The 24,244-nt window shown below is 68.9% G+C and carries 25 protein-coding genes; 15 read left to right on the forward strand and 10 right to left on the reverse strand.

The features are described 5' to 3' along the window. Positions 1-2: 2 nt before the first annotated feature. The 5 genes from gmd to AB0P21_RS06740 form a co-directional block, all read right to left on the reverse strand. Positions 3-1,037, reverse strand: a complete 1,035-nt coding sequence (gene gmd, locus AB0P21_RS06720; RefSeq protein WP_363694284.1) for a GDP-mannose 4,6-dehydratase — start codon at positions 1,035-1,037, stop codon at positions 3-5. Next, positions 1,034-1,996: a GDP-L-fucose synthase gene (locus AB0P21_RS06725; protein WP_363694286.1), complete on the reverse strand. Its 963-nt coding sequence runs from the start codon at positions 1,994-1,996 to the stop codon at positions 1,034-1,036. The genes gmd and AB0P21_RS06725 overlap by 4 nt, the downstream gene beginning before the upstream one ends. After that, entirely contained in the window at positions 1,996-3,492 is a 1,497-nt protein-coding gene (locus AB0P21_RS06730; protein WP_363694287.1) for a sugar transferase, read from the reverse strand. Before AB0P21_RS06730 ends, AB0P21_RS06725 begins: the two co-directional genes overlap by 1 nt. A gap of 422 nt (positions 3,493-3,914) precedes the next feature. Further along, positions 3,915-4,190, reverse strand: coding sequence for a hypothetical protein (locus AB0P21_RS06735; RefSeq protein WP_363694288.1), 276 nt, complete (start codon positions 4,188-4,190; stop codon positions 3,915-3,917). After that, a complete protein-coding gene (locus AB0P21_RS06740) occupies positions 4,187-4,999 on the reverse strand; it encodes a PspA/IM30 family protein (RefSeq protein WP_363694290.1) in 813 nt (270 codons plus the stop codon). The genes AB0P21_RS06735 and AB0P21_RS06740 overlap by 4 nt, the downstream gene beginning before the upstream one ends. A 167-nt stretch (positions 5,000-5,166) precedes the next feature. Here AB0P21_RS06740 and AB0P21_RS06745 point away from each other — a divergent pair, with 167 nt between their 5' ends. Together AB0P21_RS06745 and AB0P21_RS06750 are read left to right on the forward strand one after the other, a co-directional pair. Next, a complete protein-coding gene (locus AB0P21_RS06745) occupies positions 5,167-5,757 on the forward strand; it encodes a DUF3043 domain-containing protein (RefSeq protein ID WP_363694292.1) in 591 nt (196 codons plus the stop codon). 69 nt (positions 5,758-5,826) lie between these two features. Beyond that, a complete protein-coding gene (locus tag AB0P21_RS06750; RefSeq protein WP_363694293.1) occupies positions 5,827-6,786 on the forward strand; it encodes a hypothetical protein in 960 nt (319 codons plus the stop codon). Here AB0P21_RS06750 and AB0P21_RS06755 read toward each other — a convergent pair whose 3' ends face one another. Beyond that, complete coding sequence (locus AB0P21_RS06755; RefSeq protein ID WP_363694294.1) at positions 6,787-7,113, reverse strand: YciI family protein; 327 nt, start codon at positions 7,111-7,113, stop codon at positions 6,787-6,789. Between the two features lie 102 nt (positions 7,114-7,215). Between AB0P21_RS06755 and AB0P21_RS06760 the strand changes: the two genes are divergently transcribed. The 12 genes from AB0P21_RS06760 to AB0P21_RS06815 all read left to right on the forward strand — a co-directional run bounded on the left by AB0P21_RS06760 (position 7,216) and on the right by AB0P21_RS06815 (position 19,086). After that, positions 7,216-8,229: an aldo/keto reductase family protein gene (locus AB0P21_RS06760; RefSeq protein ID WP_363694295.1), complete on the forward strand. Its 1,014-nt coding sequence runs from the start codon at positions 7,216-7,218 to the stop codon at positions 8,227-8,229. Then, on the forward strand, positions 8,226-8,438 hold the full coding sequence (locus tag AB0P21_RS06765; RefSeq protein WP_363694296.1) for a hypothetical protein: 213 nt from the start codon (positions 8,226-8,228) through the stop codon (positions 8,436-8,438). Before AB0P21_RS06760 ends, AB0P21_RS06765 begins: the two co-directional genes overlap by 4 nt. Before the next feature lie 96 nt (positions 8,439-8,534). Continuing rightward, entirely contained in the window at positions 8,535-9,254 is a 720-nt protein-coding gene (locus tag AB0P21_RS06770) for an SCO2322 family protein (protein ID WP_363694298.1), read from the forward strand. Next, positions 9,255-10,352, forward strand: coding sequence for a CbiQ family ECF transporter T component (locus AB0P21_RS06775; protein ID WP_363694299.1), 1,098 nt, complete (start codon positions 9,255-9,257; stop codon positions 10,350-10,352). It begins immediately after the preceding gene. Then, positions 10,349-11,959, forward strand: a complete 1,611-nt coding sequence (locus tag AB0P21_RS06780) for an ATP-binding cassette domain-containing protein (protein WP_363694301.1) — start codon at positions 10,349-10,351, stop codon at positions 11,957-11,959. Before AB0P21_RS06775 ends, AB0P21_RS06780 begins: the two co-directional genes overlap by 4 nt. After that, positions 11,956-12,753, forward strand: coding sequence for an ECF transporter S component (locus AB0P21_RS06785; RefSeq protein ID WP_363694302.1), 798 nt, complete (start codon positions 11,956-11,958; stop codon positions 12,751-12,753). The genes AB0P21_RS06780 and AB0P21_RS06785 overlap by 4 nt, the downstream gene beginning before the upstream one ends. Then, positions 12,746-13,447 (forward strand): bifunctional adenosylcobinamide kinase/adenosylcobinamide-phosphate guanylyltransferase, encoded by a 702-nt coding sequence (locus AB0P21_RS06790; RefSeq protein ID WP_363694304.1) that lies wholly within the window; start codon positions 12,746-12,748, stop codon positions 13,445-13,447. The genes AB0P21_RS06785 and AB0P21_RS06790 overlap by 8 nt, the downstream gene beginning before the upstream one ends. 17 nt (positions 13,448-13,464) lie before the next feature. Next, positions 13,465-14,433: an adenosylcobinamide-GDP ribazoletransferase gene (locus AB0P21_RS06795; protein WP_363694306.1), complete on the forward strand. Its 969-nt coding sequence runs from the start codon at positions 13,465-13,467 to the stop codon at positions 14,431-14,433. Positions 14,434-14,487: 54 nt separating this feature from the next. Continuing rightward, positions 14,488-15,660 (forward strand): ROK family transcriptional regulator, encoded by a 1,173-nt coding sequence (locus tag AB0P21_RS06800; protein ID WP_363694308.1) that lies wholly within the window; start codon positions 14,488-14,490, stop codon positions 15,658-15,660. 120 nt (positions 15,661-15,780) lie between these two features. After that, positions 15,781-16,860: a substrate-binding domain-containing protein gene (locus tag AB0P21_RS06805; RefSeq protein WP_363694309.1), complete on the forward strand. Its 1,080-nt coding sequence runs from the start codon at positions 15,781-15,783 to the stop codon at positions 16,858-16,860. Between the two features lie 118 nt (positions 16,861-16,978). Beyond that, entirely contained in the window at positions 16,979-17,794 is an 816-nt protein-coding gene (locus tag AB0P21_RS06810) for an ATP-binding cassette domain-containing protein (RefSeq protein ID WP_363694311.1), read from the forward strand. Then, positions 17,791-19,086 (forward strand): sugar ABC transporter permease, encoded by a 1,296-nt coding sequence (locus AB0P21_RS06815; RefSeq protein WP_363694312.1) that lies wholly within the window; start codon positions 17,791-17,793, stop codon positions 19,084-19,086. The genes AB0P21_RS06810 and AB0P21_RS06815 overlap by 4 nt, the downstream gene beginning before the upstream one ends. Positions 19,087-19,203: 117 nt before the next feature. Here AB0P21_RS06815 and AB0P21_RS06820 read toward each other — a convergent pair whose 3' ends face one another. From AB0P21_RS06820 to AB0P21_RS06835, 4 genes are all read right to left on the reverse strand, one after another. Continuing rightward, a complete protein-coding gene (locus AB0P21_RS06820) occupies positions 19,204-20,010 on the reverse strand; it encodes an IclR family transcriptional regulator C-terminal domain-containing protein (protein ID WP_363694313.1) in 807 nt (268 codons plus the stop codon). An 89-nt stretch (positions 20,011-20,099) separates the two neighbouring features. Beyond that, positions 20,100-20,855, reverse strand: a complete 756-nt coding sequence (locus AB0P21_RS06825) for an iron-sulfur cluster assembly protein (protein WP_363694314.1) — start codon at positions 20,853-20,855, stop codon at positions 20,100-20,102. Continuing rightward, positions 20,855-21,883, reverse strand: coding sequence for an amidohydrolase family protein (locus AB0P21_RS06830; RefSeq protein ID WP_363694315.1), 1,029 nt, complete (start codon positions 21,881-21,883; stop codon positions 20,855-20,857). Before AB0P21_RS06830 ends, AB0P21_RS06825 begins: the two co-directional genes overlap by 1 nt. Positions 21,884-21,895: 12 nt before the next feature. Next, positions 21,896-22,924, reverse strand: coding sequence for an NAD(P)-dependent alcohol dehydrogenase (locus AB0P21_RS06835; RefSeq protein ID WP_363694316.1), 1,029 nt, complete (start codon positions 22,922-22,924; stop codon positions 21,896-21,898). Positions 22,925-23,029: 105 nt separating this feature from the next. On the opposite strand from AB0P21_RS06835, the gene AB0P21_RS06840 reads away from it, so the two are divergent. After that, the gene (locus AB0P21_RS06840) at positions 23,030-24,244 is read left to right on the forward strand and encodes a low temperature requirement protein A (RefSeq protein WP_363694318.1); all 1,215 of its coding nucleotides are present in this window, start codon (positions 23,030-23,032) and stop codon (positions 24,242-24,244) included.

Genomic DNA, 24,244 nt, shown 5'->3' on the forward strand with positions numbered 1-24,244 from the left:
GGTCAGTCCTCGCGGGTCAGGGCGGCGAGATCGGCGTCCACCATGATGCGGACCAGTTCCGGCACGTGCACCTGGGCCTTCCAGCCCAGTTCGGTCTGCGCCTTGGACGCGTCGCCGATCAGCGAGTCGACCTCGGTCGGCCGCTCATACCGGGCGTCGTAGTCGACGAACTCGTTCCAGTCCATCCCGGCGTGCTGGAACGCCAGCTCGACGAAGTCCTTCACCGAGTACGACGTACCGGTGGCGACCACGTAGTCGCCCGGCTGGTCGTGCTGCAGCATCCGCCACATGCCCTCGACGTACTCCGGGGCGTAGCCCCAGTCGCGGCAGGCGTCCAGGTTGCCCAGGTACAGCCGCTTCTCCTGGCCGAGCTTGATCCGGGCCACCGCCCGGGTGATCTTGCGGGTCACGAAGGTCTCGCCGCGGCGCGGGCTCTCGTGGTTGAACAGGATCCCGTTCACCGCGAACAGGTCGTACGCCTCGCGGTAGTTGCGGGTCATCCAGTACCCGTAGAGCTTGGCCGCGCCGTACGGCGACCGCGGGTAGAACGGGGTCTCCTCGTTCTGCGGCGGCGGCGTCGCGCCGAACATCTCCGAGCTGCTGGCCTGGTAGAAGCGGCAGTTCAGGCCGATCATCCGGATCGCCTCGAGCAGCCGGGTGGTGCCCATCCCGGTGGTGTCGCCGGTGTACTCCGGCTCGTCGAAGCTGACCCGGACATGGCTCTGCGCGGCCAGGTGGTAGACCTCGTCGGGCTGGATCGAGGCGAGCAGCGTGACGAGGCGCGAGCCGTCGGTCAGGTCGCCGTAGTGCAGGAACAGGCGCTTGTCCTGCTCGTGCGGATCCGTGTAGAGGTGGTCGATCCGGTGCGTGTTGAAGGTGCTGGCGCGGCGGATCAGGCCGTGCACCTCGTAACCCTTGCTGAGCAGCAGCTCGGCCAGGTACGAACCGTCCTGCCCGGTGATTCCGGTGATCAGAGCCTTCTTCGCGGATCCCCCGACCGCGTGCTCCGGTGTGTGGCCGCCAGTGGTCGCGGTCATCGGTCTTCCCTCCCGTTGTCGAGGTACCAGGCGTAGACACTGGCCACGCCCTCCTCGAGGTCGATACCGGGCTTCCAGCCCAGGGCGCTCAGCTTGCTCACGTCGAGCAGCTTGCGCGGTGTGCCGTCCGGCTTCGACGGATCGGTGCCGATGGCACCGGTGTAGCCGACCACCTTCGCGATGATGCCGGCCAGGTCGCGGATCGACACGTCCGAGCCGACGCCGACGTTGATCGGCCCCGGCTCGTCGTAGGTCTCCAGCAGGTGCAGGCTCGCGTCGGCCAGGTCGTCCACGTGCAGGAACTCCCGCATGGGCGTTCCGGTCCCCCACAGGACGACCTCGTCGGCGTTGCTCTGCTTCGCGTCGTGGAACCGGCGGATCAGGGCCGGCATCACGTGCGAGCTGGTCAGGTCGAAGTTGTCGTTCGGCCCGTACAGATTGGTGGGCATCGCCGAGATCCAGCGCAGCCCGTGCTGGCGGCGGACCGCCTGGACGTGCATGATGCCGGCGATCTTGGCGATCGCGTAGGCGTCGTTGGTCGGCTCCAGCTCGCCGGTGAGCAGGCTCGACTCCTTGATCGGCTGCTCGGCGAACTTCGGGTAGATACAGGACGAGCCGAGGAACAGCAGCCGCGGCACCTGGACCGACAGCGCCGCGTCCATCACGTTGACCTGGATCCGCAGGTTGTCGCTGAGGAACTCGGTCGGGTGGTCGCGGTTGGCCAGGATCCCGCCGACCTTGGCGGCCGCGTCGATCACCACCTGCGGGCGGTGCTCGGCGAAGTACGCGAAGGTCTGGTCGCGGTCCCGCAGGTCGAGCTCCTTCGAGCTCGCCCCGATCAGGTCGGTGAAGCCCTCGGCCCGCAGCTTGCGCCAGATGGCCGAGCCGACCAGGCCGCGATGTCCCGCGACGTACACGCGGGCGTTCCGGTCCAGCCGGCTGTCCACTCTCTCTCCCATCAGTAGGCCCCGGAGCCGCGGATCACCGCGCGGGCCGTCTTCCACAGAATCAGCAGGTCCAGCGTCATCGACCAGTTGTCCACGTAGCGCAGGTCGAGGACGACCGACTCCTCCCAGGACAGGTCGCTGCGGCCGCTGACCTGCCACAGACCGGTCAGACCCGGCTTGACCAGCATCCGGCGGGTGTCGTCCGCGGCGTACAGGGCGACCTCCTGCGGCAGCGGCGGGCGCGGGCCGACCAGCGACATCTCGCCCCGGAGGACGTTGAACAGCTGGGGCAGCTCGTCCAGCGAGAACCGGCGCAGGATCCGGCCCAGGCTGGTGACGCGCGGGTCGTCGCGCATCTTGAACAGCATCCCGTTGCCGTCGCTGAGCGCGTGCAGCTCACCGAGCCGTTGCTCGGCGTCGACGTACATGCTGCGGAACTTGAGCATCTTGAACTCTTCGCCCGCGCGGCCGACCCGGCTCTGCTTGAACAGCACCGGGCCTTTGCTGGTCAACCGGACCGCGAGGGCCAGACCGAGCAGCAGCGGCGACAGCATCAGCACCAGGATCAGCGCCAGGATGCGGTCGAAGACGCCCTTCAGCAGGTGCGGGCCACCGCTGACCGACGGGCGCTCCAGGTGGAGGAGCGAGAGCCCGGCGACCGGGCGGACCGAAATCCGCGGACCTGCGACCTCGATGATGCCTGGCGAGACGATCAGCTCGACACCGCGCTGCTCCAGCGCCCAGGACAGGCGTCGCAGCGACTGGCCGGCCAGTTCGGGATCCGACGCTACCGCTACGACGTCCACGGCGTGCCGGTCGACGGCGGCCATGATGTCGGCCTCGTCCAGCTCGTCCGGACCCAGCAGCAGGGCGTCGTGCTCGCGGTGCGGCCTGCCGTCGCCACGAGGGCGGCAGGTCGCGACCACCCGGAAACCGTCCGACGGACGCTTCTCCAGGTGCTCGCTCAAGGTGGACGCCTGGCCGTTGCGGCCGACCACGAGCACCCGGCGCATGCAGCGGCCGCGGTACCGGTGGCGGCTCAGGTCACGGCGCAGGCCGTACCTCAGCAGCAGCGCGAGCAGGACGGTCGCCGGGATCGCCAGTACGACGAAACCGCGGGCGATCTCGGTCCTGGTCGCGTACGACACGATCGCCACGACCGCGGTCAGTCCGGCGCCCGAGCGCAGGATCGAGCGGAACTCGTCCGGCCCCGCGCCGAAGAAGCGCGGCTCGTAGCCCTTGGACATCGCCACTGTCGCGACCCATGCCAACGGCAACAAACTGCCGAAGACCAGGTAGGCGCCGCCGACCTGGTAGCCGAACCTGGTCAGCAGCGCGATCGAGACACCGATCACGGCCGCGAGCAGGTCACCGCCGAGCGCGGCCCAGCGGTAGACCGCGACCCACTGGGGCTCGGTCAGCCGCGCCGAACGCGGCACGATCGCGGGCACCGAGTCCGGGACGACCCAGACCGGACGCCGGCGATCGAAGTACTCGGACGGCGTCACAGCTGTCTGCAACGTCGCTGACGGCAGCCCTGTCGACGACAGGCCTGTAGCTATGGTCGCGTCTGTGTCAGACGCGGCTTCCCCCATGACGGCATGATCCGTCACCCTTAGTCACCCCCCGGTGAACCGGCTGCGGTTTGAGTCACACTCTGTCACGATCTCCAGTGGACCCGGTCGCTTTACGCCGTGAAGTACACCGTCCCGTCGACGGCAGTTCACCGAGGGTACTACGCGCAAAGGCGGTCCGACAGTAGTAACTACGGAGTGTTGGGAAGCGTTACGCACGGGGTTTTTCGGGCCGTTCGGCCGCAGGATTTCCTTCACTCGGAAAAGGATTTCCCTCACCACTGGCGAGCCCACCCCGCAGTACCGCGGGACCGCCGAAGCGGTCCCGCGGGGTGCGAAACGGAGGGCCGGCAGAATCAGCCCGCGATCAGGCCGTCTCCGCTGATCAGCTCGCGCATCTCGGCCAGCGAGCTGTCGCTCGGCGGCAGGATCGCGTCGGAGTCGTGCAGGACGTCGTCCGGCACCCGCTCGCCGGCCCGGACGAAGTCCAGCAGGGCCGTGAAGGCGGTCTTGAAGCCTTCTTCGTCGTTGGCCGAGACGGCCTTCTCCAGGTCGGTGTCGACCAGGTTGAGCTGGTCGAGCTTCTCGTCGGCGAGCTGGTACTGACCTTCGCCCATGATCCGGACGATCATCGCGCGTCTCCGTCCTGCGGTCGGGCCGGCTGCTGCACGGGTTGCTGTGCCGGCTGCTGGGGCTGGGCCGCGCCGGGCGCGTCCTGTGCGATCTGCTTGGGCGCCTCGGCCGGAGCGATCTGCGCCTTCAGCGCGGCGAGCTCGTTCTCGACGTCGGAACCGGTCGACATCCGCTCGAGCTCGAGCGTGATGCTGTCCTTGGCGGTGCCGGAGGCGTCGTCGAGCGCGCCGGAGGCGAGCAGCTCGTCGATGGCGCCGGCCCGGGCCTGCATCTGCTGGGTCTTGTCCTCGGCGCGCTGGACCGCCAGGCCGACGTCGCTCATCTCCTCGGAGATGCCGGAGAAGGCCTCGTTGATCCGGGTCTGCGCCTCGGCCGCCGTGTAGGTGGCCTTGATCGTCTCCTTCTTGGTGCGGAAGGACTCGACCTTGGCCTGCAACCGCTGCGACGCGAGGGTGAGCTTCTCCTCCTCGCCCTGCAGCTGGGCGTGCTGGGTGGTCAGGTCGTCGATCTGGCCCTGCAGCCCGGACTTGCGGGTCAGCGCCTCGCGAGCGAGGTCCTCCCGCCCCATCGAGAGCGCCTTCTGGGCCTGATCCTGCAGCTTCTGCGACTGCGACTGCAGCTGGGATGCCTGCAGCTCGACCCGCTTCCGACTGGTGGCCACGTCAGCCACGCCGCGGCGTACCTTCTGCAGCAGTTCGAGCTGCTTCTGATACGAGTAGTCAAGGGTTTCGCGAGGATCTTCGGCCTTGTCCAAGGCCGTATTGGCCTTGGCCTTGAAGATCGTCGACATCCGCCTGAAGATGCTCATCGATATCCGTACCCCTTCTGTGCCGGAGGTGACCCGGCGTGCGTGTCAACCACCCTATGTCCCTGCGGGTCACCACACCATCAGGACCGGCCCGGATAAAGTGGAGCAAAGGCCGGGGACCACCCCGAGGCCGGCGTCGTCAGTTCCCTGAATGAGGTTCAGTCCCCGTGTTCCGTCGTACCAAGTCTGAGACATCGTCCCAAACCGAGTCCACGGCACCCCAGCCGAAGCCCGGTGGCAAGGGCCGCCCGACCCCGAGCCGGCGGGAGGCCGAGGCCGCCCGCAAGGCGGCGCTGAAGAAGCCGCGCAACCGCAAGGAGGCCTCGGCGTACCGGCGGGAGAAGGTCCGGATCGAGCGGGCCAAGATGCAGGAAGCGATGAAGACCGGCGACGATCGCTACCTGCCGGCCGCCGACAAGGGCGCCATCCGGCGGTTCGCCCGCGACTACGTGGACGCCCGCTGGTCGGTGATGGAGTTCGCGCTGCCGGTGCTGCTGGTCATCTCGCTGCTCGGCGTCGTCTTCTCGCAGGCCTTCCTGTGGCTGCCGGGCGCGGTCAACATCCTGTTCCTGGTGATGATCGTCGCGATCGCCGGCGACTGGTTCATCCTCACCGGCGGCCTGAAGCGCGCGATCAAGGCGAAGTTCCCCGACGACCCGGCCAAGGGCATCGGCTTCTACGCCGTCCGCCGCACCATGCAGATGCGCCGCTGGCGCCTCCCCAAGCCGATGGTCGCCCGCGGCGAGAAGCCGGCATAACTTTTCGGTCCTTCGCGGTATCGGAGTAGGTACTACACCTACTCCGTACTGCGAGCCGAAGGGCCGGCCATGTCCGTTCGATCGAGCACCGCAGGGTGCACAGCTGTTGCCGCCCTGCTGGTCGCAGGAATCGTCCCCGGGGCTGCCGTGGCCTCGGAGACCCGCGCGACAACGAGCAGGGCCGCAGCGGCTGCCTGCTCCGTGAATGTCGGGTCTGTGACGGCCGGGGGTGGGCACAACGGCAAGCTGATCACGGTCGGTTCGCCGCCGCCCGCGGAGAAGACGTACACCGGCGTCTTCCCGGCCGGCGCCGTCTCGGTAGCCAGTGCGGTGACGCAGGACCCGGATGTCACCGGCTACGGCTTCTCGTCCAGCGGCATCGTGGTGATGGGCTCGACCCTGTACTACGGCAGCTACCTGGTGACGGAGCAAGGTGAGGTCGATCGCACCAGGCCGACGTACCAGCGGATCGGTGGCGGCTGGGGCGGCACGACTTACTTCGAGACCACCCTGTACGACGGCAACCCGCAACTCGCGAAGCCGATGACGCAGTACGCGTTGCGCGCCGACGGAACGCTGAGCCGGTGGGAGATGCTCCGCGGCACCGGCGGCGGCTACTCCATCTGGAGCAACAAGCAGACCGCGACCGGCTTCGCGGCGGTGAAGACGATGGCGATGATCAGCCAGACCCTCACCTACGACACCTTCCTGGCCAACACCCGCAGCGGCGCGCTCTACACGATCCGGCTCCCCCGCACCTCGCCGCTGAAGCCGATCGTGAAGAAGGTCCGCGACTCCACCTGGCAGGGCTTCGACGCGCTGGTGGCCGAGAAGTGCGGCCAGTACGGAACGCTGCTGATCGGCATCGACAAGGAAACCCGGTCGGGCCACCTGTACGCCGTCGGCCACGCCAACGGCACCGCGACCGTCATCCAGGGCCTCGGCAAGGTCGCGGCCACGTTCGCCGACCCGGTCTACTTCCGCCGCCAGCAGCGCCAGGGCGATGCCCAGATGCTGTTCGGCGAGTGATCAGGTGTCGAACGGGGTGACCTCGATGGGCCGTCCGCAGGCCTGCGCGGCGCGGCCGGCCCAGGCATGGGCGGTCTCCAGGTCCGGCGCCTCGATCACCCAGAAGCCGGCCATGTACTCCTTGCTCTCCGCGAACGGCCCGTCGGTGATCAGCAGGTCGCCCTGGGTGGCACGCACCACCGAGGCGGTCGAGCGGGGCTCCAGCCCGCCGCCGAACACCCACACGCCCTGGGCGACCATGTCCTGGTTCACCGCGTCGACGGCGCCCGGCGCGCTCTCGGCCGACTCACCCTCCACGAACTGCACTCCCAGCAGGTACTGCGTCATCCGACTCACTCCTTCGCTTGGTCCGGCCTGTCATCACCTACACGAGTGAGACCCGCCCGGATCGACACCGCGTGCACGAGTTTCTCGCAGTAGGGTCGGGGCATGGACTTTCGTTATCTCGGAAACAGCGGCCTGAAGGTCAGCGAGATCTCGTACGGCAACTGGCTCACGCACGGCTCGCAGGTGGAGAACGAGCGGGCCTTGGCCTGTGTGAAGGCGGCCTTGGAGGCCGGGATCACCACCTTCGACACCGCCGACGTGTATGCCAACACCGCCGCGGAGACCGTGCTCGGCGAGGCGTTGGAGGGGCAGCGGCGCGAGTCGCTGGAGATTCTCACCAAGGTCTACTGGCCGACCGGGCCGGGCGGACCGAACGACGTCGGGCTGTCCCGCAAGCACATCCACGAGTCGATCAACGCCTCGCTCAAGCGGCTGAAGACGGACTACGTGGACGTCTACCAGGCCCACCGGTACGACACCGAGACGCCGCTGGAGGAGACGATGGAGGCCTTCGCCGACGTCGTCCGGTCCGGTAAAGCGCTCTACATCGGCACCTCGGAGTGGACCGCCGACCAGCTTCGCGAAGGCCACCGGCTGGCCCGCGAGCTGCACATCCCGCTGGTCTCCAACCAGCCGCAGTACAGCATGCTCTGGCGCACGATCGAGGCCGAGGTGGTGCCCGCCTCGGAGGAGCTCGGCATCGGCCAGGTGGTCTTCTCGCCGATCGCGCAGGGCGTGCTGACCGGCAAGTACAAGCCGGGCGAGCAGCCACCGGCCGGGTCGCGGGCGACCGACGACAAGGGCGGCTCGGACATGATCAGCCGCTACCTGAACGACGACGTGCTGACCCGGGTGCAGGAGCTCAAGCCGATCGCGGACGAGGTCGGCCTGTCGCTGTCCCAGCTCGCCATCGCCTGGGTGCTGCAGAACCCGAACGTCTCCTCGGCGATCACCGGCGCCTCCCGGCCCGAGCAGGTCACCGAGAACGTGAAGGCGGCCGGCGTGAAGCTCGAGGACGGTCTGCTGAAGCAGATCGACGAGGTGCTCGGCACCATCGTCGAGCGCGACCCGGCCAAGACCGCGCAGAACTCGCCGCAGACCCGGCCGGGCTCATGAGCTGGACCTGGCGGTTCGAGACCGCCACCGGTGAGACCGCCGACCCGGGTGAGCTGACGGGTGCGGAGTTCTCCGCGCAGGGTGACGCCGAGAGCTGGCTGGGCGAGATCTGGCGCGAGCTGGCCGAGAAGGGTGTCGCGCAGGTCCGGCTGTTCGAGGAGGAGCGCGAGGTCTACGGGCCGATGAGCCTGGCGGCCCAGGAGGAGTAGCGGTACCCCGCGGAGCCCGTACGACGCCTGTGCGCTGCCGCACATCCGCCGTACGGGCTCCTGCTGTGTCCGGATGCCGGGCGATAGGCTCCGGCCATGAACGCAAAGCGACTGGTACTCACCCTGCTGGCCGGCTTCCTGCTCGCCGGATCCGTCACCACGACGGCCCAGGCCGAGGACGGCTACCGCTTCTGGGGCTACTACCAGTACACGTCGGGGAACTGGGCGTTCGCGCAGAAGGGCTCCGCGGAGGTCGTCCCGGTCGACGGCGCGGTCGAGGGCTGGCGGTACGCCGTCGGCGGCGCCAAGCCGCGAGTGCCTCGCGCGGCCGGTGACTTCAACACGATCTGCGGTGGCACCCCTGCCGAGGCCGGCAAGAAGCGCGTCGGCCTGGTCATCGACCCCGGTACTCCGGCCGACTCGGCCTCGGGCGAAGCTCCTCCCCCTGCCACCGGCACCTGTGTCGTTACGGACCTCAAGGCGACCGGCGCGAAGGTACTGGCCGCAGTGAAGCCTGTCCGGATCGAGAAGGGCCTCACCTGTGGGATCGGCGGCTACCCGGCGACCACCTGCGGCGACCCGGTCAAGGACATCAAGGTGCCGGCCACTGACGAGCAGGTGAAGCTGGAGATCGGCCCTGCGGTCGGCTCCGCCAGCACCCCGTCCCCGGCACCAGTGCCGACCAACTCTAGCCAGGCCCCGACCGACGACGGCAGCGGTACCCCGTGGACCGCCATCGTGATCGTCGCCCTCCTGGTGCTCGTGCTCGCCGGCGGCGGGCTCGCCTTCTCCCGTCGGCGCACAGGCCAGCACTAGGTGCGCGCTGTTGATCGACTCACTCTGCCCCGGGCGCTGCACCCCGGGGCGTGGTGGCTTTGGGCACTAGGGCTGGCAGTAGCGGCCAGCAGGACTCGTAACCCTGTGCTGCTGGTCCTCATCCTCGTAGTAGCCGGCTTCGTGGTCGCGGCGCGCCGCAGTGATGCTCCCTGGGCCAACAGCTTCGTGGCCTTCCTGAAGCTGGGCCTGATCGTCATCGCCGTCCGGGTGGTCCTGCAGGCGTTGCTGTCGACCCGCTCGCAAGGCAACCTCATCCTCTTCACGCTGCCCCAGATCCCCTTGCCTGATTGGGCCAGCGGCGTGAAGCTCGGCGGCGAGGTCACGGCCGAAGCAGTCCTCACCGCCCTGTACGACGGCGGCCAGCTCGCGGTGATGCTGTGTTGCATCGGCGCGGCCAATGCCCTGGCCAGTCCGCGCCGGCTCCTCAAGTCGCTACCGGGCGCCCTCTACGAGATGGGCGTCGCCTGTGTGGTCGCCCTGACCTTCGCGCCTCAACTGGTCACCGACGCCCGCCGGATCCGCTCCGCCCGCCGCCTGCGCGGCCGTACCCGCGGTTCATTCCGCACTACGGCAATGCCTGTCCTCGAAGGCGCTCTCGACAGATCAGTCGAGTTGGCCGCTGCGATGGACTCGCGTGGCTATGGCCGCACTGCCCAGGTCCCCCGGCGGCAGCGGCGGATCACTGGCGCTTCGGTACTGCTCGGTCTGCTCGGGATCGCTCTCGGCGTCTATGCCCTGCTGACCGATGCCATGGCCTTCCCGGTCGCCGCGGGAGCGCTGGCAGTCGGCCTGCTACTCGCCGTCGGCGCCATGGCCGTCGGGCATCAGCGGGTGACTCGGACGCGCTACCGCCCGGACCCGTGGGCGCTCCCGGAGTGGCTGGTGACTGCCTCCGGTGCTGCGACCGCTGCCGTGATGATCATCGCAGCGGCTCGTGGCGTCGAGGGTTTGGTGTTGCCAGGGCCCCTGGTCGTCCCGCCGGTTCCAGTCCTGCCAGTGCTCGGCCTGCTGCTCGGACTGGCCCCTGCGATCGCCGCACCACCGCTGACCCGACGACGTGAGCTGGTGCCCGCATGATCGAGTTCGACCGCGTGACGGTCACCTACGACGGCGCCACCGAGCCGGCCGTCCGGGACGTGAGCTTCACCATCCCGGAGGGCGAGCTGGCGCTGGTGATCGGCCGGACCGGTTCCGGCAAGTCCACCCTGCTGCGCACCATCAACGGACTCGTACCGCACTTCACCGGCGGCACGCTGGCCGGGCGAGTCCTCGTGAACGGCCGCGACACCCGCGAGTACCGGCCGCGTGATCTGGCTGACGTGGTCGGCATCGTCGGGCAGGACCCGATGGCGGGGTTCGTCACGGACACGGTCGAGGACGAGCTCGCGTACAGCATGGAGTCGCTCGGGATCGCGCCGGACGTGATGCGCCGCCGCGTCGAGGAGACCCTGGACCTGCTCGGGCTGGCCGACGTACGGGATCGAGCGTTGACCTCCCTGTCCGGCGGGCAGCGGCAGCGGACCGCTATCGGAGCCGCACTCACCTCCCACCCGGCTGTGCTGGTACTGGATGAGCCGACCTCGGCACTGGACCCGCAAGCTGCTGAGGAAGTCTTGGCCGCTCTGCAGCGCCTGGTGCACGACCTGGGCGTCACAGTGGTGATGGCCGAGCACCGGCTCGAGCGAGTCATCCAGTACGCCGACCGGGTGATCGAGGTGCCGGGTGGCACTGCAGCTGTCTCTACCGGCCTACCGGCCGACCAGATGATCACTGCACCAGTAGCGCCGCCCGTGGTCGTGCTGGGCCGCCTGGCCGGCTGGTCACCGCTCCCCCTGTCGGTGCGAGACGCCCGCCGGGCAGCAGTCGCGCTGCGAGGCCGCCTCACCAACCTCGCACCGCTCAGGCCGGTGGCTGTCGAAGGTCGCGAGCTAGCCCAGTGCAAGGACCTGGTCGTTGCCTATGGCAACACTCCTGCGCTGCGCGGGGTGTCGTTGAGCATCAGGTCCGGCGAGGTCGTCGCGCTAATGGGCCGGAACGGCGCGGGCAAGTCCACCCTGCTCAATGCGCTCGTCGGACTCGTCCAGCCTCGCTCTGGCAGCGCCACTGCGGCCGGCGCCGACCCACGGCGTACGAAGCCATCCCGGTTGGTGAAGGCCGTCGGCCTGGTGCCGCAGGAGCCCGCAGACCTCCTGTACGCCGCCACTGTGGCTGATGAGTGCGCCGGAGCCGACAACGACTTCCGGGTGGCTGCCGGCAGTTGCCGGGCGCTCCTGGATCGGCTGGCGCCAGGGATCGACGACCAGATGCACCCGCGAGACCTGTCCGAGGGACAGCGGCTCTGCTTGGCCTTGGCCGTCGTACTGTGTGGCGCTCCACCTCTGTTGCTGCTGGACGAACCCACCCGCGGGTTGGATTACGGTGCGAAGCATCGGCTGGTCGAGATCCTGAGGGAGCTGGCACTGGCCGGGCATGCGGTCGTGTTGTCGACCCACGACGTCGAGATGGTCGCGGAGGTCGCCAGCCGCGTACTGGTGCTGGCAGAGGGCGAGTTGGTGAGCGACGGCGAGACCGCGACCGTCATCGCGGGCTCACCTGCCTTTGCACCGCAGGTCGCGAAGATCCTGGCGCCGCTGCCGTTCCTGACCGTCGGCGAGGTTGCCACTGCGTTGGAGCGGGCCTCATGAGACTCGTCCGACTCAGACCACGCAGTACTGCGGTGCTGGTGCTCGCCTCTGCTGTCGGCCTGCTCGCGTTCGGCTGGCCGCTGCTGTGGTCGTCGTCCCAGACGGGTGCCTCGGCTATTGGGCACACCACGGATGCGCCTTGGCTCTTCGTCCTGCTGCTGCCGCTGCTGGTGGCCGTAGTACTGGCTGAATTGTCTGAGGACGGGATCGACGCCAAGGTGATCTCCCTGCTCGGCATGCTCGCGGCAGTGGGTGCCGCGCTGCGTGCTCTGGGGCCGGGGACCGCGGGACTCGAGCCTGGGTTCTTCTTGTTGATCCTGGCGGGCCGGGCCTTCGGTGCCGGGTTCGGGTTCGTGCTGGGAGCGGTGTCGTTGCTGGCGGGCGCACTGGTCAGTGGCGGGGTCGGGCCGTGGATGCCGTTCCAGATGTTGGCCTGCGCATGGGTGGGCTGCCTTGCCGGGCTGCTGCCGCGGGTAGGCGGCCGGCTGGAGTTACTGCTGCTGGCGGCGTACTCGATGGTCGCGGGGGTGCTCTACGGTCTGGTGATGAACTTGTGGTTCTGGCCGTTCGCCACTTTTGCCAGCGACTTCTCCTTCATCCCCGGCGACTCGCTGCTGGAGAACCTGCATCGGTACGGGTTGTTCGTCATCGCCACCTCCCTCGGCTGGGACATCCCGCGCGGGGTGCTGTGCGCGGTACTGGTGCTGGTCTTCGGCCGCCCGATCCTCAACGCCTTCCGGCGGACAGCCCGGAAGGCTGCCTTCGACGTACCGGTGGTGTTCGACCGTGGCTGAGCTGATCACTGGCGCCGATGGCGCTGTCGTGGACGGCGTACTGCGGCTGGGAGTCGACGGGGTCGTCGCAGCGGTCGGGTACGAGGTGACGACGACCAGGACCCCCAATGGCCTCCGGTACGACGTACTGACGCCGAGCGGCGAGCAGGTGTCGTGGACGGCTCCGGTGGCCGCGCAGCGGACTCTGATCCTCGGTGGGGCCCGCTCCGGCAAGTCCACTGAGGCCGAGCGTCTACTTGCCAACCATGCCGACATTGTCTACGTCGCGACCGGAGGAGACGGCTCGACAGACCGCGAGTGGGCTGAGCGGATCGCCCTGCACCGCTCCCGCAGACCCGCATCCTGGGGACTCGCCGAGACCATCGACCTCGTGCCGCTCCTGGGGACGCCAGGCCCGCCACTGCTGATCGACTGCCTCACACTGTGGCTCTCGCGCACGATGGACGCCTGCGAGGTCTGGGCCGACCACAGCCGAGCGATCGACGTAGAAAAGCGGATCGAGCAACTCGCCGAGGCATGGTCCCACAGCACTCGACTAGTTGTTGCCGTCAGCAACGAGGTCGGCTCCGGCGTCGTACCGGCCGACGCCGGGACGCGGCTCTACCGGGATCTGATGGGCCGGGTGAACGCTACGCTCGCCAGGCGATCGGAGTCGGTGTTGTGGTGCGTCGCGGGACGCACCGTCGCGCTCTGAGCGGTTGAGGGGGTTCGATGTTCGACGGGCTGAAGCTGTCCTTCGGCACGCTGTCGGTGCTGCCCGCAGGCATGCCCGGGACAGTCGACCGCAAGGTGGCCGGGCGTGCGATGACCCTGGCGCCGCTGGTCGGGCTGGTGCTCGGCGGGATCGCCGCGGCTGTTGTCTACGGCGTCGACCGGCTGAAGCCCGATGCGTCGCTGCTGTCGGCAGTCCTCGGCATCGTGGTGCTGGCGGTGCTGTCCGGCGGGCTGCATCTCGACGGACTGGCTGACACCGCCGACGGGTTCGGCAGCCGCAAGGACCGCGAGACCAAGCTGCGGATCATGAAGCAGAGCGACATCGGCCCGTTCGGCGTGGTGTCGATCGCGGTCGTCCTGCTGCTCGACGTCGCCGCGCTGCAGGTCTGCGTCCAGAACGGCTTCGGCTGGCAGGCGATCCTGATCGCGGGTGTCGCGAGCCGGCTGACGCTCCCCTGGTCGTGCCGTACGTCGGTCCCGTCCGCGCGGCCGGACGGCCTCGGTGCGATGGTCGCCGGCTCCGTCCGCTCATCAGCCGCCAACCTGGTGACGCTGCTGAGCGTCGCCGGGGCCTTGACCCTGGGGTGGCTCACCTCCCGCGCCGCCGAGCGAGGCTGGTTCGCCTACGGCGCCGACGAGTTCACGAGCGAGCTGGTCATCGGCGGAACGTCATTCGTCGACGGGCCCGGCCGGCTCCACGGCCAGGCCTGGGGCGGCATCACCGGCCAGGGCTGGGGCGCCGGCCCTTCCTCTGACTACACCCACCTGACCCGGCTAGCCGACGCTCCGGCACTCGAGCTCACCCTGCTCGGCACCGCCGGCGCGACCCTCCTCGCCGTCCTGCTCGCCTTCGCCGCCACCCGCCGTGCCAAGCGCGCTCTCGGCGGCATCACCGGCGACACCCTCGGCGCAACCGTCGAGCTCGCCGTACCACTAACTCTGGTCGTTCTCGCCCTGACCACCTGAGGTACGCATGTTTCGTGAGTGTTCCAAAGCCCCGCCATCCGTTATCTTTATGTAATGAACGCAACCCGCCCAGCGCCTGGCTCGCAGGCTTCGCTCCGCGAAGCCAACCGCGAGCGGGTCCTGGGGGTTGTCCGGCAACACGGCCCGCTCACCCAGGTCGAGATCGCCGCCGCCTCCGGACTGTCCGCCGCGACCGTGTCCAACATGGTCAAGGAGCTCGACCAGGCCGGAATGGTCGGCCTGTCCCGCGCGATCCGCAACGGCCGGCGCGCAGTACTGGTCTCTCTCGCCTCCGGTGGCCGGCTGCTGGCCGGCGTCGCCTTCGGTGAGCGGGACGTCCGGGTCGCGATCGCCACCGAGAGCCGCGAGATCCTCGCCCAGCAGTCGATGCCGCTGCAGGCCGACCACGTCGCCGACGACGGGATGGAGCGCGCCGCGCGGCTGCTCGCCGACCTGTGCGAGACGGTCGGCGCGGGCGTCGAGGACATCGGCGCGATCGGCTTCGGCCTGCCGGCCCCGGTCGACTCGGTCAGCGGCGAGGCCGGCTCCGACGCCGTGCTGCCGGGCTGGCGCGGGGTCAACGTGGCCGAGGCGATGGCCGGTCATCTGCGCGCCCCGGTCGCGCTCGACAACACCGCCAACCTGGCCGCCCTGGGCGAGCTGCGCGAAGGCGCGCTGCGCGGCGTCCAGACCGGTTGCTACATCAAGTTCTCCTACGGCGTCGGCGCCGGCATCGTGCTCGGCGGCGAGGTCTTCCGCGGCACCGCCGGTACGGCGGGCGAGATCGGCCACCTGACCATCGACGAGAACGGCCCGATCTGCCGCTGCGGCAACCGTGGCTGCCTGGACACCTTCGTCGGCTCCCGCGCGCTGCTCAGCTCGCTGCAGGCCTCCCACGGCGCGCTCCGGCTCAGGGACATCGTCACCCGGGCCCTGGCCGGTGATCTCGGCTGCCGAAGGGTGATCGAGGACGCGGGCCGCCGGGTCGGGGTCGCGATCGCCGGTCTGGTGAACCTGTTCAACCCCGAGGTGATCGTGGTCGGCGGCAAGATGGCCGAGGCCGGCGACCTGATCATGGGCCCGCTGCGCGAGGCCCTGGACCGGTGCGCGATCCCGAGCGCCGCCGCGACCGTCGAGCTGCGGCCGGCCGAGCTCGGTGACGAAGCGGATGTGCTCGGTGCCATTCAGTTGGCATCGATCCTCAGCCACGCCCGGACGGCGAATTAGTGGAAGACAACCGTGTAACAACGATATGTCTATTTCTTGAATTCAAGCCTTGACGTCAAGCCCGTTCTGCCTTTGACTCTGCTCAGGCCTACTCGGGCCCTCACGTCAAGGAGTCGCTCTATGTCCGTCTCACCAACCCGTCTTGTCGGCCTCGGCATCGCCGTCTCGGCCCTTGCCCTCTCCCTCGTGGCTTGTGGGTCGGACGAACCCGACACCAAGTCCGGCGGTGACGCCAAGGCCAGCGGCAAGATCGCGCTGCTGCTCCCCGAGTCGAAGACCACCCGGTACGAGTCGCTCGACCGCCCGCTGTTCACCGAGGCGCTGAAGGCCGCTTGTGCCGACTGCGAGCTGATCTACAGCAACGCCGACCAGGACGCCGCGAAGCAGCAGCAGCAGGCCGAGGCCGCGCTGACCCAGGGCGCCAAGGTGCTCGTCCTCGACCCGGTCGACGGCAAGGCCGCCGCCGCGGTCGTCGCCTCCGCCAAGGGCCAGAACGTCCCCGTGATCGCCTACGACCGCTTCATCGAGGGCGCGAACTACTACGTCTCCTTCGAGAACGAGGCCGTCGGCAAGCTCCAGGCCCAGACCCTGGTCGACACCCTGAAGGCGGCCGGCAAGACCTCCGGCAACCTGGCCGTGATCAACGGCTCCCCGACCGACCCGAACGCCGCTGACTTCAAGAAGGGCGCGCACAGCGTCCTGGACAGCTCCGGCTTCAAGGTCGCGGCCGAGTTCGACACCCCGGACTGGAGCCCGGACAAGGCCCAGGCGTGGATGGAAGGCCAGCTGAGCGCCATCAAGTCCGGCCTGGTCGGCGTCTACGCCGCCAACGACGGCACCGCCGGTGGCGCCATCGCAGCCCTCAAGGGTGGTGGCGTGAAGCCGCTGCCGCCGGTCACCGGTCAGGACTCCGAGCTCGCCGCGATCCAGCGGATCGTCTCCGGCGACCAGACGATGACCATCTACAAGGCCGTCAAGCCGCAGGCCGAGGCCGCTGCCAAGGCCGCCGTCGCGCTCGCCGGTGGTGGCAAGCCCGAGTCGACCGGTGACTTCAAGTCCGTGCCGTCGACGATTCTCGACCCGATCGCCGTCACCAAGGCCAACATCAACGACACTGTGGTCAAGGACGGCATCTACAAGGTGACCGACATCTGCACCGCGTCGTTCGCCGCCGCCTGCGCCACCGCCGGCCTGAAGTAACCCGGCCGTAGGAAACCGGCCCGCCCCCGGGCCGGACAGCAGCAGAAGCCAGGTCCGGGTGGGTACCACGTACCCACCCGGACCGAGGCAGGAAAGCAAGCCCTCAGGAGGCTGATCGATGACTGTCACTCCCACTCCCGCGCCGGCCACGACCGGCACGGTGCTCGCGCTTCGAGGAGTCTCGAAGCGCTTCGGCGCGGTCCAGGCGCTGAAGAACATCGAACTGGACGTGCGCGCCGGTGAGGTGCTCGCCCTGGTCGGCGACAACGGCGCCGGCAAGTCGACGCTGGTCAAGACCATCGCCGGGGTCTACACCGCCGACGACGGCACGATGGTGTTCGACGGGCGGTCAGTGCGAGTAGGCAGCCCGGCCGAGGCCCAGCAGCTCGGCATCGCGACCGTGTTCCAGGACCTGGCGCTGTGCGACAACCTCGACGTGGTCGCGAACCTGTACCTCGGCCGCGAACTGCGCAAGGGCCAGGTGCTCGACGAGGTCGAGATGGAACGCCACTCCTGGGAGCTGCTGCGCCAGCTGTCCGCCAAGATCCCCAGTGTCCGGATCCCGGTCGCCAGCCTCTCCGGCGGTCAGCGCCAGACGGTCGCGATCGCCCGCAGCCTGCTCGGCCAGCCGAAGGTCGTGATGCTGGACGAGCCGACCGCCGCACTGGGTGTGGCGCAGACGGCCGAGGTGCTGAACCTGGTCGAGCGACTCCGCGAGCGTGGTCTCGCGGTGATCCTGATCAGCCACAACATGGCCGACGTGATGGCGGTCGCGGACCGGGTCGCAGTGCTGCGTCTGGGCCGCAACAACGGGGTCTTCGAGGTCAGCGAGACGAAGTCCCAGGACATCATCGCCGCGATCACCGGTGCCACGGACAACGCAGTCTCCGAGCGCGCGGCGCGCCGGACCCAGCAGGAAGGTTCCGCATCATGACCACCCCGGTCGACGGTTCGACGGCTCCCGTGCAGGATGCCGTCCCGGAGGCGATCGACGCGGCCGCCCTGCCCGCCGATCTGCAGGACGAGCGGCTGATCGCCAGCCACGGCGTCAGCGGCGCGATCTCCGCCTTCACCTCCCGGCTGCGCTCCGGCGACCTCGGTTCGGTCCCGGTGGTGGTCGGTCTGGTGATCATCTGGGCGGTCTTCCAGGTCGCCAACAGCTCCTTCCTGACCAGCCGTAACCTGGTCAACCTGACCCTGCAGACCAGCTCTATCGGCGTCATTGCCCTGGGCATCGTTTTGGTCCTGCTGCTGGGCGAGATCGACCTGTCGGTCGGATCGGTCAGCGGCCTGGCCGCCGCGGTGATGGGCGTGACGTTCGTCAACGAGGGCTGGTCGCTGGTCGTCTCGCTGCTCGCCGCAGTACTGCTCGGCGTGGTGATCGGCTTGTTCTACGGCGCGCTCTACACCCGCTTCGGCGTCCCCAGCTTCGTCATCACGCTGGCCGGTCTGCTGGGCTTCCTGGGACTGCAGTTGCTGGTGCTGGGCAAGAAGGGCACGCTGAACCTCCCCTTCGACTCCGGCATCGTCAAGTTCGCCACCCAGAGCTTCCTGTCCCCCGCTCTCGCCTACGGGCTGGTCGCGGTGGTCGTCGCGGCGTACGTGCTGAGCCGGCTGCGCAACCGCGCCGCCCGGGCCAAGGCCGGTCTGTCCGCGGCGCCCACCACGGTGATCGCGATCAAGGCCGCGGCCCTGGCCCTGGTGCTGCTGATCCCGGTCATCGTGCTGAACGGCGACCGTGGTGTCTCGTCGATGTTCCTGCTGTTCGTCCTCCTGGTGGTGGCGACCGACTTCATGATCACCAAGACCCGCTGGGGCCGCTCGGTGGTCGCGGTCGGCGGCAACGTCGAGGCGGCCCGCCGGGCCGGTATCAACGTCCGGATGATCTACCTGTCCGTCTTCGCCGCCTGTGCGACCTTCGCCGCCGTCGGCGGCATCCTGGCCGCCGCCCGGCTGGTCGCGGTCGGTCAGAGCAGCGGTGGCACCGACACCAACCTGAACGCGATCGCCGCCGCCGTCATCGGTGGCACCAGCCTCTTCGGCGGCCGCGGTTCGGCCTACTCCGCACTGCTCGGCGCGCTGGTGATCATGTCGATCTCCAACGGCCTGGCGCTGCTCAGCCTGGACTCCAGCATCCGCTACATGGTCACCGCCGGCGTGCTGCTGATCGCCGTCACGATCGACTCGCTCAGCCGCCGCAGCCGGCAGGCGCACGGCAGGGCGTAGTACCAGACCCGGTGGGCTGCTACCTGACCCCTGCTCGGTAGCAGCCCGCCGTTCCAAACGAACGGATCGCCACTCCCCGCCCGGGGTGGCGATCCGTTTCTTCGTCTACAGCAAGATCTACAGCGAGTTGACCGCGCGGGTCGCCAGCAGGGCGCCTCGGCGGACGGCGCGTTCCAGGTCCCAGCGGCGGCTGGCGAAATCGGCCGAGGGCAACGAGATGGCCACCGACGCCAGTACTGCGCCCGCGCTCGACCTGACCGGAGCGGCCAGGCAGGACAGGCCGTCCTGGAACTCGCCGATCTCCAGCGCGACGCCAGAACGGCGTACCTGCTCCAGGTGGGTCTCCAGCGCCGGGCGGTCCGTCATCGTGCCGGCCGTGCACTGCCGCAGGCCGACCCGGTCGAGATAGGCGTTGCGGTCCTCGACCGTCATCGCGGCCAGCATCACCTTGCCGAAGGCGGTCGCGTGGGTCGCCTCGTGGAAGCCGATGTCGAGCACCTGCACCCGCGGCCGGCGTACCGAGTCGACGACGTGCGCGACCACCACGTTCACCTCGCGGTAGACCGCGTAGTACGCCGCCGCGTCGGCCTCCAGATGCAGCCGCCGGACGGCAGCCGCGATCAACGGCTGTACCTCCAACTGCCGCTCCAGCCCTTGCTCGAGCAGCCGCACCCGATAGCCCAGCCCGTACCGGTGGTCCTGCGCGAGGTGCACCAGATAGCCGGACTCGGTCAAGGTCGCCAGCAGGTGGTACGCCGATGGCAGCGCCAACTCCAGATGCGCCGCGATCTCCTTGGCAGTCACCCCTTGCTTGCTGGCGGCCACGAACTCCATCGCCCGCAGGGCTCTCGACACGGACTGCACAGTCCCCGACACCGGCTGGACGGTCACAGCCGGGTCGAGGTTCCGTGCTGAAGAGTTCACGCTGACAGCCTGCCCCGAAACCAACCTCACCGCACGCCTCTGGCCGGACGGACTCGTCTCATCTTGAGACAACGCTGACTGCTGCCGGCTCACCCGGTGGCCACCTGGTCGACGCCTTCCGGGCGCGGCAGGTTGTAGCGGACGCTGAGCAGACCCCGGCAGAGGCCGGAGTTGCCCTCGATGCTGATCCGGGTGGTTTTGGCGATCCGGAGTTGCAGCGGGAGATCCAACTGGCTGATCGGAGTGCCGTCGTCCTGCAGCAGCAGCGGAGCGTCCGGACCGGCCGGGAGCTTCAGTTCGGCCCGGCGGCGGGTCAGGCGGTCGAGGTCCTGGCCGGCGCAGGCGTCACCGAGGGACGCGGTGGCGAGGTCCTCTGCTGCCCAGCCAGTTTTGATGAGGTGGGTGGCGACCTGTTCCTGGCAGGCGCGGTGGGCCTTCCGTTGGAAGGTGACCCGCAGCTCCTCCAGCTCGTCGTCGGCCAACCCCGGGAACGACCCGGCAAAGCCGCGACCGCCGGCGACACCCGCGTTGATCTCGTCGGAGGCGAAGTGATCCAGCAACCTGATCACCACCGCTTGCTCCCCCACCGTCGCCGCCACCGCGTCGTACGCGTCGGCAACCATCAGGTAGGCGAAGTTGGGGGCGCAGAAATAGGTCGGCAACCGCAGCTCGACCGTCAGCACCGCCGGCTCCGACAGCACCGCCGAGACGAACCCGAGCTCGGTGATGGGCGAGTCGAGCTCCGGATCCCGTACCGTGCCGAGTGCCTCCCAGACAGCGTCGTCGACTCCATCGGGCCGGACCTTCAGCTCGCCGGCCCGCTCGACGGCGACCTCGGCCGCCATCACGCCACCGAGACCGGTTCGGAGCCGATGGCGCCGTCGGCCGACTCGGGCAGCCGCAGGTGCGCCGGTACCTCGATGTCGTACAGCTTGGCCGCGTTCAGCCCGAGGATCTTCTTCTTCACCTCGACCGTGAGGTCCGGGTACTCCGTCAGCTCGCCCGGGTAGCCGAAGTCGACGAACCGCTCGATCAGCCAGGCCGGCGTCCAGATCGCGTAGTCGCTGGCGAAGGTGATCCGGTCCGGGCCGATCCAGTAGAGCAGCTCGCCGATGATCTGGGCGAAGTACTTGGGCCGGCTGTGGATGAACGGCATCGCCACCGCCAGACCGCCGTACACGTTGGGCTCCTGGGTGGCGATCCAGCAGAAGTCCTCCAGCCGCGGCAGGCCGACGTGCTCGACGATGAAGTTCAGGCCGGGGAAGGCGGAGGCGACGTCGTCCACGTCGGCGACGTCGAAGGCGTCCCGGTTCAGCGGGTAGATGGTCGGGCCCTTGTGGATGTGGACGTTCTTGATGCCGAGCTCCTGGCACCGCTCCAGGTAGCGGTAGGACCACGGGTCGGTCAGCTTCCAGCCCTTCGAGTCGCCCTTCCACTCGGCCGTGTAGAGCTTCACGCCCTTCAGGTTCCACCGCTCGGACAGCTCGGTCAGCTTGTCCAGCCCGGCCTCGCCGTCGCGCGGGTCCCAGGCGCCGTTGACGATGAACTTGTCCGGGTGCTTCTCGGCGATCAGGCCGTCCTGCTCGGTGGTGTTGAAGCCGTTCACGTAGAAGTCGTTCAGATACGTCGGCTGGAAGATCGCCTTGTCGACGTACCCGTCGGTGAACAGATCCTTGATGATCCGGTCCTCGGACTGCTTGTGGAACTCCTCCAGCGTCCAGACCTTGTCAGCCGGCGACAGGTTGCGGTGGTAGTCGTAGAAGCAGTTGATGAAGCCTTCGCCGTACCGGTTTGCCTGGTTGGCCGGGGTCGCGTCCCACGCGTGCACGTGGCTGTCGACGATGAAGTAGTCGTTGCCGTCCTTGCTGTACATGAGTGCGGCCCTTCAGCTCGTGAGGATGGCGCGGCCGCCGGGAACCCGGCCGCCGTCGAGGTCGTCGAGCGCGGTCAGCGCGTCGTCGAGGGAGTACTGCTTGGTGGCCAAGGTGACCCGGCCCTGCGCGGCCAGCGTCATCAGGTCGTCCAGGTCGTTGTAGGAGCCGACCAGGTTGCCGATCACGTTGATCTCGCGGGAGATGATGTCGATGGTCGGGACGTCGACCTTGCCGCCGTACCCGATCACGAAGTACGAGCCGGAGTTGCGGGTCATCGCCACCCCCTCGGCCTCGGTGCCGTGCTCGCCGACGAAGTCGAGCACCACCTGAGCGCCCTCGCCGGCGGTCTGGTCGAGCACTGCCTGCACCTGGTCGCCGTCGCTCAGGATGGTGTCGTGGGCGCCGAGCTTCGACGCCTTCTCCAGTACCTCGGCCGACCGGTCCACCACCGTGATCCGGGCCGGCGTCATCGCGACCAGGCACTGCAGCCCGATGTGGCCCAAGCCGCCGGCGCCGATCATCACGATCCGGTCGCCGGGGTGCACGAGCGGCACCGCCTTCCGCACCGCGTGGTACGCCGTCAGCCCCGCGTCGGCGAGCGCCGCGACATCGGCCGGCGCCAGCCCGTCGCCGAGCTTCACCACCGAGCGGATCGAGGTCCGCAGGTACTCCGCCATCCCGCCGTCGCGGTCGATCCCGGGGAACTCCGAGTTCGCGCAGTGCACGTCGTCGCCGGCCCGGCAGGCGCGGCACAGTCCACACGTCACCAGCGGGTGGAGGATCACCTTGTCCCCCGCGGTCACCCCGGTCACCGCCTGACCGACCTCGACCACCGTGCCGGCGTTCTCGTGCCCGATCACGTAGGGCAGCTCTACGCCGGACTTCTCCTGCCACTGCCCTTCGATGATGTGCAGATCGGTGCGGCAGACTCCGGCGGCATCGACCTTGACGATGACGTCGAGCGGGCCCTGCAGGGTTGGATCGGGGATGTCGTCGAGGGTTGGAGGTTTGCCGTACTCATGGACTCTGACTGCCTTCACCGTGGCCACTTCCCTGTCGTCTGGGGATCGGTCGTCCGATCCTGGCGGGCGGCGGGAGGCAGGGATAGAGGCGTTATCGCCTTCCGATAACGCAGAATGTCGGACATGACGACACGCAGGATGCCGATCCGCAGTCAGGCGACCTCAGAACACCAGCCGGTGACCACGCTGGAGCTGTTCTTCGACCTGGTCTTCGTCTTCGCGCTGACCCAGATCACCGCCCTGATGGCGCACGAGCTGACCTGGACCGGCGTACTGCGTGGGGTGCTGCTGATCGGCCTGCTCTGGTGGAGCTGGATCGGCTTCTCCTGGCTGTGCAACCTGGTCAAGGCCGACGAGGGCTCGGTCAGCGGCGTGATCCTGGCCGCGATGGCCGCCATGTTCGTGATCGCGCTGGCCATCCCGGAGGCGTTCCACGACCTGCCCGGCGGCCTGCCCGGCCCGGTGGTGATCGCGATCGCGTACTTCGTCTTCCGCGCGATGCACCTGTGGCTGTTCTGGCTGATCGCCGACGGCGACAAGGTACTGCGCCGGACGCTGGGCCGCTTCGCGCCCGCGATGCTGGCCGGTACGGCGCTGCTGCTGGTCGCCTCGCAGTTCCACGGCACCACCCAAACGCTGCTCTGGGCGGCCGCGCTGGCCGCGGACTACGGCGGTACCGCGCTGATCGACGCCCGCGGCTGGCGGCTCCGCTCGGCCGCGCACTTCGCCGAGCGGCACGCCCTGATCATCATCATCGCGCTGGGCGAGTCGATCGTCGCGATCGGCGTCGGCGTCACCGACCTGCCGATCTCCTGGCCGATCCTGGTCGCCTCCACCCTCGGCCTGATCGTCGCGTCGGCGATGTGGTGGATCTACTTCGACGCGACCGTCCACTACGGCGAGAAGGCGCTGGCCGCCGAGCCGGCCGAGACCCGCCCCAAGCTGGCCCGCGACGCCTACACCTTCCTGCACTTCCCGATGGTGGCCGGCATCGTGCTGCTCGCCCTCGGCCTGAAGAAGGTCCTCGAGTACGTCGGCGACACCGAACACCACCACCTCGACGACCCACTCAAGGGCATCGGCCTGTACGCCCTGTACTTCGGCGTCGTCCTCTACCTGCTCGGCCACGTCGGCTTCAAATGGCGCACCACCCGCCGGGTCGGCACCAGCCGGCTGATCACCGCCGCTCTGTGCCTGATCGCCCTGCCCCTGCTCGCCCACGTGCCTGCGCTGGGCCAGCTCGCAGTGCTGACCTTGCTGCTGATCGGTTTGGTCGTCTTCGAGGCGATCCGCTTCGCCCAGGAACGCGAAGAACTGCGTCACGGCGAACACGCCTGA

Origin of the sequence: Kribbella sp. NPDC056861 (genome assembly GCF_040687575.1) — a bacterium.
In the GTDB taxonomy this organism is placed as follows: Bacteria; Actinomycetota; Actinomycetes; order Propionibacteriales; family Kribbellaceae; genus Kribbella.